Origin of the sequence: Thauera aromatica (assembly GCF_023093595.1) — a bacterium.
Taxonomy (GTDB): Bacteria; Pseudomonadota; Gammaproteobacteria; order Burkholderiales; family Rhodocyclaceae; genus Thauera; species Thauera aromatica_A.
Window position 1 is genome coordinate 85,335 of record NZ_JALLIK010000100.1, and the last position, 7,217, is coordinate 92,551.

A 7,217-nucleotide genomic window follows, 5' to 3' on the forward strand; every position below is an offset into this window, starting at 1 on the left:
AGGCTGCGGTCGGAAGGTGCCCGGGGCGGGGAGCGTTCAGATCGCGACCAGCCGGTCCCGCCCGCCCTCCTTCGCCTGCAGCAATGCGGCATCGGCCCGCGCCAGCGTGTGGGTGGGCGCCTCGCCGGGGCGATACTCGGTCAGGCCGGTGCTGATCGAAACCTGGATGCCGCCGCCCGGCTCGGCATCGATGTACAAGTCGCGGATCCGTGTGTGCAGGCGCTCGACCAGGTGGCAACCGTCGGCCAGCGGCGTCCCGGGCAGGATCAGGAGGAATTCCTCTCCGCCCCAGCGCCCGCAGATGTCGTGTTCGCGGATTGCGCCCTGCAGGGTGCCGGCGATGCGGTGGAGCACGATGTCGCCGGTTTCGTGGCCGAAGCGGTCGTTGATCGCCTTGAAGCGATCGACATCGACCATCGCCAGCGAATAGACCTGGGCGCTGCGCTTGCCGAGGCCGCTTTCCTCGCGCAGGCGCTCCATCAGGTAGCGGCGGTTGCGCAGCCCGGTGAGGGCGTCGGTGATCGACGCTTCGCGCAGGCTCTCGCTGAGTTCGCGCAGCGAGTTCTGGTAGCGGTCGGAAATGCGGGCGAGCTTTTCCAGGCGGCGGACGTGGTGGTCGAAGCGGGCGTTGAGGTCTTCGGCGCGGCTTTGCGACCAGTCGTGATAGCCGTCGGAGATGCGGATCAGCCGCGCCATGCGTTCGTGCTGGTCGCAGGCGAGGGCATGGAGCTGCGCGAGCGGGGCACGAAGCGGGTCGTCGCGCAGTGCCGGGTCGTCGAGCAGCGCGCGGATCTCGTCGAGCAGGGCCGGGCCGCTCGACAGCGGGGTGTCGGCGGCGGTGTTCACGATGGCTGGACGGCGATCTCGAAGGGGAAGCTGCAGTCTTCGCGGAATTCCTCGGCGAGCATCTTCACGCGCTCGTTGCGCGGATGGTAGTACCAGTCGACGCGGACTTCGCGGCCGCGGACGTGGGCGTCTTCGAGCATGTCGAAGATGTCCATCATCGCCTTCACCGAGCTGGTGTTCATGTAGATCAGCTGCAGCTCGAGGCGCAGGGGGCGGGAGGTTTCGGCGAGGAAGCGCTCGACCCAGACGAGGATCTCGCCGAAGAATTCGAATGAGTTCTCGGGGTAGGAGTCGCCGTCCATCTTCAGCAGGCCGGCGTCCCAGTCGGCGGTGATGGTGGGAGTCGATTGGGTTCCGGGGATGTTCAGGATCGTCATGGTGTTGTTTCGGTCGGGTAGGGGATGTGGCGGAGTTTCAGATGACCGCCCTCAGGCTGAAGAACACCTTTCCGTCGCTTGCCGCGCTGACGCTGGCCGACAGCGGCTGGCAGGACTTGCGCGCGATATCGAGCAGGCCCAGCCCGGCGCCGGAACTGAGCGCGGTATCGCGCGGCTTGCGCAGCTGCTCTTTGTAGGCGGCCTTGAGTTCGGCCTTGTCCATGCCGGACAGCGCATCGATGCGGGCCATCAGAAGGGGCCCGTCGCCGGCTTCGACCAGATTGCCGGCCTGGACCAGGTAGGCCCCGTCCGGCTGGTGCGCGACGATGATGGTGGCCGCGCTGTCCTCTTCGCCGTACTGCCGCTGTGCGGCGTAGTGGCGGATGTTCTGGGTCATTTCGATGTACACGCCGAAGACGTCCATCGCCGCCGAGGGCGTGGCGTTCTGCGCCTGCAGGTAGTTTTTCAGGGCGTGGCCGATTTCCTCGATCAGGCTGCGCGAGATCGGACCGTTGAAGCACAGCAGGATGCGGTTGCGGTTGAACAGGTCGCGCAGGCTGAAAAGGTCGAGATATTCCATGAAGGTCGGGCTCCTGATGCGCAGGCGGGATAAACAGTGGGCTCAGTCGATGCGGAATGCAAGAATTGTAATGTCGTCCAGCTGCGGGTGGTGGCCGCGGTGGGCATCGAGCGCCTGGTCCAGGGCCTGTGCCTGCTCGGCCATCGGCCGCTGTGCGATGGTGCGCAACAGTTCAGCGAAACGGCTGTTGCCGAGACCGAACCCGTGTTCGCCGCCGGCCTGGTCGAGGTAGCCGTCGGTCACCAGGTAGCAGGTCGCACCCGCCGGCAGGGCGAGGCTGTGCTCGACGAACTCGGCCTGGCGGCGGTCGGCGAGCGCGCGGCGCACGCCGGGAATTTCCGCCACCGTGTCGCCGTCGCTCCAGTACAGCGAGATCTTCGCGCCGGCGAACAGGATCCGGCGCGTGCCGCGGTCCACGCACACCAGGCCGGCGTCCATGTTGGTGGCGATCGCGCGCGGCAACTGCGAGGCCTGCAGCATCCCGCGCAGGGTGCGGTCGGCATGGGCGAGCAGGGCCGCGGGCCGCTCCAGGCCGATGCGGTTCATGGCGTCGTCGAAGGCGGCGCGCGCCAGCATCGTCATCAGCGCGCCGGGCACGCCGTGGCCCGCGCAATCGACGATGCCCAGCAGGTTGTGTTCGCCTTCGGCGCGGAACAGGTAGAAATCGCCGCCGACGGTGTCGCGTGGCCGCCACAGGGCGAAGTGATGGGGGCCGAGGAGTTCGCTCAGACGCTGGTCGGGGAGCAGCGCGCGCTGGATCAGGCTGGCGTACTCGATCGAATCCCGGACTTTTTTCTGTGCGGCGCTCATCGCCGTGTTGGCCGCCTGCAGTGCCTCGGTGCGCGTGCGCACCTTGTCCTCGAGTTCGGCGGTGTGGGCGCGGATCTTTGCCGCCATGGCGCCGAAGGCGCGCGACAGGTCGCCGAGCTCGTCCCTGCCGGGCGGGGGCAGGCGCACGGTTTCGCCGCGGGCGAGGGCCAGCGCCGAGTGGTGCAGGGCTTTCAGCGGGCGCAGCACGAGGCGGTCGACGGCGAAGCTGAAGCTTGCCAGCATCAGCACGATCAGCAGCGTGAAGCCGGCGGCCGCGCCCTGGACCCAGCCGCGATCGACGATCTCGGCCGCCGACAGGTCGACCGCGGTCAGCACGTACCAGCGCAGCTCGGCCAGATAGGACAGCGACAGCAGGCGCCGGCCGCCATCGAGCGTCACCCACAGCTGCTCCACCGCGCCCGGCGCGGCGGCGGCACGGTCGAGGGCAGCGTGCAGCGCGTCGCGCTCCTGGGCGTCGCCCAGCAGGCTGTCCAGGGTGCGCGCCTGGGCATCGTGGCGCGCGCCCGAACCGAGTGCGATCAGGCGGGCGTCGGGGTGGAGCTGGATCGCGCCGCTGCGGTCGATGATCATCGGTGTCAGTCCGGCGATGCCGGCGTCGATGAATTCCTTCATGAAGCGTGACAGGTCCAGTCCGCTGCCGGCGATGCCGAGGCGGCGGCCCTCGTCCTCGATGACGACGTTGAGCCAGACCCTGGCCTGCTTCAGCCAGCGGTCGGGGTTGACATTGATGTTGACGCGGGGAGCCGCGGCGAGCGTGGAAAAGAACCAGGCATCGTCGACTTTCTGCGGGTCGAGCCGGTAGCGGGGCGCGGCGCTGTAACTCTGGGCCGGATCGTTGTAGTAGTAGTCCAGCGAGGCGCTGCTGGCGAGGAAGTAGCTGTGGTCGCGAAACGCCTGGCGAAAGCTTTCCGTCTCCTCGAACGCCTGTGCGCGTCGGGACGCGTCTTGCTCGTCGCGTAGCCAGTGGCGGACCGCCACCGAGTCCGCCAGGCGCTGGGCGAGCGCGAGTTCGCGCGCGATCGGGCCGAGGATGCGTTCGCGATGCAGTTCGGTGAAGTTGCGCGCGTAGCCTTCGCCCAGATGGGTCTTGACCTCGTCGAATGCTCGCCAGGCAAAAAAGGCCGCCGGCAGCAGCGCGAGCAGGCAGGCGAGCAGCAGGGCGAGGGCGGATTTCGCCCGTAGTCCGTGTCCCCAGGTGGGCATGATGTGTTCCGATGCTTCCGAGCGCTTGCGACGGGTACGTGGTAGCCCTTTGGCGGGGCGGCGGTGGAGTTTAGCTTATCGTCGCATGAGGAAGCGCTGCAATGGCGGCGGCAAGAGCACGGATTTCCGTGCGGGTTGGTTTAACGCGTGCGCAAACTGCGGCGAGTGGGACGACTGGGGCGACTCGTGCCGTGTGGCCGTCGAACACTTCGACGGCCGCTTCGAAGTCATGCATTGGCGGGGAGGGGCAAGCGGTCCGGGCGTGCAGGCACAAGGACGGGCGGAGGCGGAAACTTCGCCTTGACCGGAATCAAGCAGGGGTCAGCGAACTGCGTCGATAGTCCACCGCCGGACGTTTCCCGATGCGGGAGCCCGCGTCGATTTTTCAACCCGATGCCGAGGTGGCTGCGCGCGCTGTTGTGCCCCCGCCCGGCTGCACATGAGAGCCCGTGATGAGCGCTATCGAACCCGTGATCCAGGAACTCCTGGACAATACCGAATTCCTCACCATCGTCACCCAGGGGGCCGACGGTCCGCACCTGGTCGGCAACTGGGGCGACTACCTGCGCCGCCTCGGCGTCGAGGGGAACCGCCTGGTTCTTCCTGCCGGTTATTACCACCAGACCGAGCAGAACCTGCAGCGCGACAACCGTGTTCAGGTCTTCGTCGCGGCGCGCGCCGTGCGGGGCAGCCACGGCTCCGGGCAAGGTGCGGTCCTGCGCGGCACCGGCGCGATCGTCACCGAGGGCGCGCTGGCCGAACGTGCCAAGGCGGCTTTCCCGTGGGCGCGAGGGGCACTGGTGATCGAGGTCGAAGCGGCGGCTACCCAGCTGTGACCGGTGCGGGCGGCTGGTCTTGAAAAGCAAAAATCGAGGGAGCCGCTTTCATCACCTCTTCTTCAGTGCCGCCCGGGTCGTGCGGCGGGAAGCTCAGGCAGGTTTCACGCGGTGGCGCTCGCCCGGGCGGGCGAGATGATATGCGGCGCGGTGCAGGTGGGAGAGGAAGTGGCGCACCATCACCGACGGGCTGCTCGCCCGTCTGACCATCACCCCCAGGTTGAGCTCGAGCGGCCCCTCGGCGAGGGCGATGATGTCGATGTAGGGGGCGCTCAGGGGATGTTCGGCGATCTGGGCCGGTAGCAGGCCGATGAAGTCGTCCGAGCCGATCAGCGCCAGCAGGGCCAGCGTCGAGTTGACGATCGCCGCGGCGGGCGGCGGCGGCAGGCCGTTGCGGATGAACAGTTCGCGGACATAGCCGGTGTCGCCGGAGACGCCGGTATACACCCAGCGCGCCTTGCTCAGCTCGGCCAGATGCGCCGCCCGCGCGAGCGGATTGCCCTTGCGGGCAACGACCACCATCGAAATCGGCAGCAGCGCTTCGACCTGGAATTCCCCCTGGGCCAGGTCGTGCGGAATCGGCCCGATCGCGACGTCCGCTTCGCCCTTGCGCAGGCTGGCCATCTGGGCGATGTAGAGCTCTTCATGGACGCGCAGACGGATCTGCGGAAACTGCCGGCTGAAGCTGTACAGCGTTGCCGGGATCAGCAGCATCACGGCGAGCGAGACCGCGGTCACGCTGAGTTCGCCGACCATGTGACCGCCGAGTTGATCGATCTCCTCGACGGCGCGCGACAGTTCGCGTGCGGCTGCGCTGGCGCGTTCATACAGCACTTTCCCCTGTGCCGTCGGCGACACGCCCCGGCTCGACCGCATCACCAGCGGTGCGCCCAGCTCGAGTTCGAGTTCGCGCAGCATCTTGCTCAGCGCCGGCTGCGACAGGCCGAGGCGGGCGGCCGCCTTGCGCAGGCTGCCGTCGTCGATCGCGGCCACGAAAGCATGCAGGGATGAAAGTCTCATGCATCCAATGATAACTGCTGCTTATCGCGCTATCGATCCCGCCATCTTATTCGTGCGCGCTGCCTTCCCTAGACTCGCCGTTCGCCGTGTCGGACCGTGGATGGAAAAGCCGCGTTCGTCATCGATGACACCCCAATCTTGCTGCCGAGGAGACCACCGTGAACATCCATCGCCTGCTGACCGGCCTGCTGGCCGCCGCCCTCATGCCGTTCGCCGCCCACGCCCAGGAAGTCGTGCTCAAGGTGGCGCACCAGTTGCCGCCTACCTCGCTCGCCCAGACCATGTTCATCGAGCCGTGGTGCGCGCGGATCGAAGCCGAATCCGGCGGGCGCATGAAATGCCAGATCTTCCCCGCGATGACGCTCGGCGGCACGCCGCCGCAGCTGGTGAACCATGTGCGCGACGGGGTTGCCGACGTGGTGTGGACCCTGCCCGGCTACACTCCCGGGCGCTTCCCTTTCTCCGAAGTGTTCGAGCTGCCGTTCTTCACCACTTCCGCCCAGGCGTCCTCGCGTGCGCTGTGGGATTTCGTCCAGGAGCATGCCGGCAGCGAATTCACCGGCGTGCGGCCGCTCGCCACCTGGGTTAATGGCCCGAACGTGCTCCATCTGCGCGACAAGCAGGTCAACCGTCTGGATGAGCTCAAGGGCATGAAAGTGCGTGCGCCGTCGCGGCTGGGGAACAAGCTGCTCGCGGCGCTCGGGGCCACTCCGGTCGGCATGCCGGTGCCGCAGATGGCCGAGAGCCTGTCGAAAGGCGTCATCGAAGCGGCGCTGGTGCCGTGGGAAGTGGTGCCGGCGACCAAGACCCAGGAACTCACCCGCTATCACGCCGAGGTGAGCGGCGAGCACGCGATGCTGGTGGCGACCATGGTCTATCTGATGAACCAGAAAAAGTACGACAGCCTGCCGGCCGACCTGAAAAAGGTCATCGACAACAACAGTGGCCGCGAGTTTTCGGCGTGGGTGGCGGGACAGTTCCTCAAGGCCGATGTGATCGGGCGCGAGGCCACGGTCGCCAACAAGAACACCATCTACACCATTGCGCCCGACGAGGCCGGCCGCTGGGAAAAGGCGACGCGTCCGGTGGTGGATGAGTGGGTCCGGGACGTGAGTGCGGCGGGCAACGACGGCAAGAAGCTCTACGATGCCGCCGCTGCGCTGGTGGCGAAATACAGCAAGGACTGAGGCTCGTCCGGCCTGTGCCGGTGCCAGCAGCCAGAAGTGAAATGCGGCGACTCCTTTGCAGGGGCGCCGCATTTTTCTGGCCCCTGGCGAGCGTGAGTCGCGCGCGGCCCCGCCCGCTGCGGGGCCGGTATACGGAATCGATCAGCATCGGAAAATCCGACATCGGGGGCGCGCTGCGCAGCGGCGTACATTCCCTCTCCTGTTCCGGCGGGGGCCGCCGGATCAAAACTTGGAGAATGAGGATGACAGCCCGATCGGTTTCGATAACCTTCGCCGGCAGCGGCGGAGCCGGGGTGATGACGGCAGGCAGCATGCTGCTCGATGCCGCCGGCCACGC

General features: G+C 67.4%; 7 protein-coding genes. 2 read left to right on the forward strand and 5 right to left on the reverse strand.

Annotated elements, in window-relative coordinates; all coding sequences use genetic code 11:
- Nucleotides 1-36: 36 nt before the first annotated feature.
- Genes siaD through siaA form a run of 4 tightly spaced genes read right to left on the reverse strand, consistent with a single transcriptional unit; the run spans nucleotide 37 to nucleotide 3,837 of the window.
- Nucleotides 37-846: a biofilm regulation diguanylate cyclase SiaD gene (gene siaD, locus MXC99_RS09115; protein ID WP_247725145.1), complete on the reverse strand. Its 810-nt coding sequence runs from the start codon at nucleotides 844-846 to the stop codon at nucleotides 37-39.
- Nucleotides 843-1,223, reverse strand: coding sequence for a biofilm regulation phosphoprotein SiaC (gene siaC / locus MXC99_RS09120; RefSeq protein WP_247725146.1), 381 nt, complete (start codon nucleotides 1,221-1,223; stop codon nucleotides 843-845). Before siaC ends, siaD begins: the two co-directional genes overlap by 4 nt.
- Nucleotides 1,224-1,260: 37 nt before the next feature.
- Nucleotides 1,261-1,803, reverse strand: a complete 543-nt coding sequence (siaB, locus tag MXC99_RS09125) for a biofilm regulation protein kinase SiaB (protein WP_247725147.1) — start codon at nucleotides 1,801-1,803, stop codon at nucleotides 1,261-1,263.
- A 42-nt stretch (nucleotides 1,804-1,845) separates the two neighbouring features.
- Nucleotides 1,846-3,837 (reverse strand): biofilm regulation protein phosphatase SiaA, encoded by a 1,992-nt coding sequence (siaA, locus tag MXC99_RS09130; protein WP_247725148.1) that lies wholly within the window; start codon nucleotides 3,835-3,837, stop codon nucleotides 1,846-1,848.
- 452 nt (nucleotides 3,838-4,289) lie between these two features.
- On the opposite strand from siaA, the gene MXC99_RS09135 reads away from it, so the two are divergent.
- Entirely contained in the window at nucleotides 4,290-4,673 is a 384-nt protein-coding gene (locus tag MXC99_RS09135) for a pyridoxamine 5'-phosphate oxidase family protein (protein ID WP_247725149.1), read from the forward strand.
- A gap of 93 nt (nucleotides 4,674-4,766) precedes the next feature.
- Here the strand turns inward: MXC99_RS09135 and MXC99_RS09140 are convergent, their stop codons facing one another.
- Entirely contained in the window at nucleotides 4,767-5,693 is a 927-nt protein-coding gene (locus MXC99_RS09140; RefSeq protein WP_247725150.1) for a LysR family transcriptional regulator, read from the reverse strand.
- 158 nt (nucleotides 5,694-5,851) lie between these two features.
- On the opposite strand from MXC99_RS09140, the gene MXC99_RS09145 reads away from it, so the two are divergent.
- Nucleotides 5,852-6,880: a TRAP transporter substrate-binding protein gene (locus tag MXC99_RS09145; protein ID WP_432654240.1), complete on the forward strand. Its 1,029-nt coding sequence runs from the start codon at nucleotides 5,852-5,854 to the stop codon at nucleotides 6,878-6,880.
- Nucleotides 6,881-7,217 lie beyond the last annotated feature (337 nt).